This is a genomic window from Endozoicomonas sp. YOMI1 (assembly GCF_024606345.1).
In the GTDB taxonomy this organism is placed as follows: domain Bacteria; phylum Pseudomonadota; class Gammaproteobacteria; order Pseudomonadales; family Endozoicomonadaceae; genus Endozoicomonas.
Genome location: NZ_JAHHPM010000378.1, coordinates 1 through 1,560 on the forward strand (window position 1 = coordinate 1; position 1,560 = coordinate 1,560).

The following is a 1,560-nucleotide window of genomic DNA, read 5'->3' on the forward strand; positions in this document are numbered from 1 at the left end:
GGCAAGAAATATGGCAAACATGTTGTGGATTGTAACGAAGCCTGCACATCAAAAAACCGCTCATGGGATGGGGCTCCATTGATGTCAGGCTTGGAGCTTCAAAAGTAATAAAGGGTAACGGGTTTACTGTTGATCGTGAAATCAAAGGTGCCAGAAATATCTTGATTAAATTTAACCAGGCAGCTTGAGCCTAAGATCATAACAACGAATGTTGCGTTCGTTGCGGTTTAAATCAAGAGCAATACCTCGTCTACACCAGTAACCGATCAAACCAGCCCCGGAAGTGAAAATAACGCCTCCCTCAACCGGGGCTGGTTCTCATTAAAGCGCCTCTACCGAACACCTTGAGGCTCCCCCTTGATGTTAAAAAGCGGGAACTTAACCACAGACTGGTTGTCTCAAATCGGGTCATGCACAACCGGAATTACTACATGCTGACCTCTGCGTCACCATCACCTTCATCCTGTGCGCAGATCGTTGCCAATAGCACCGAACGTTGCCACACAACAAGCTTTAATGATAGAGAAGTTTTCGCAACACAGCATAGCCTGCGTATAGGTGCGGATCACCGCTCCGTGATCAAATCACTGGCTGACTACCGGGTGTGCTCATTAGCCAGAGAAGCGCTGCAGGCCGGTGCTGGTCTGGTGGGTAGTGCCGCAGGCTTTGCCTTGCGCCAGATACTTGATGCCCCCGACATTGTCAGGCTATGGCCTGGCTTAAAAGAGAGTCTGCTACTTCTGTCCGCGTTACCCACTATGGATGCCAGGAACCACAGTTGCCGGGTGGATTATTCCCCCTGTGACCTGAACTACACCATGACTGCCTGCTTTGCCGAGTTTCAGGAATGCACCGGTGTAAGCTTTTGTTTTGATGGGACGGACGAAAAATCCTGCAATCAGACCAGGTGCGAACAATTAGGGCGTCCCTTTTTTTGTGACAAAAGCACATGCGTTCCAGCCCACTGGGTATGCGATGGCTCCATCCAGTGCCATGATCAATCCGATGAGGGGGCCTGTGGCCTGGCACCGGAAATAATTGCGGCGATCACTACTGCAACCGTGGCCATTGGGGTCACCGCTGTTTACGGTACCTGTGTCTATAAAAGTTTCAAGGCGCTCAGGCATGGCAACAGTGAGGCAACAACCTGTCAACTACTAATTACAGCACTGAAAAAACCGGGGTATTTTCGACAATACCAGCAGGCCGTTGACCACAGGGCGGACCCTATTGAACTGCCGGCTATGACCGGACAGAGAACCCGACAGTTTCAGGAGCAAGTGCCGAACGAGCAGCGGGCCTGTCAATCTCAGGAACAATCTCAGGAACAAAAAGCCACCCCGCTGGAAAGGCAAAAATCGCTGTGGGTCTGAGTGGCTGACAGGAGCTCTTGATTTAAACCGCAACGAACGCAACATTCGTTGTTATGATCTCAGGCTCAAGCTGCCTGGTTAAATTTTTAATAATAGCCACTTTTGATTCTTCGTCGTATTGTTTGGGTCGTAACGCCTTCAACTCTGGCAAGTTTTGTTGTTGATACCCACAAATGCAACTTCTCCT

Annotated in this window: 1 protein-coding gene; it reads left to right on the forward strand. The window is 49.9% G+C overall.

Annotation, left to right across the window (positions count from 1 at the left end; translation table 11 throughout):
* Positions 1–431: 431 nt before the first annotated feature.
* Positions 432–1,373 carry an LDL receptor domain-containing protein gene (locus KDK15_RS13570; RefSeq protein WP_257295924.1) on the forward strand — a complete coding sequence of 314 codons (942 nt, stop codon included), beginning with the start codon at positions 432–434 and terminating at the stop codon, positions 1,371–1,373.
* The last annotated feature ends 187 nt before the right edge of the window (positions 1,374–1,560 follow it).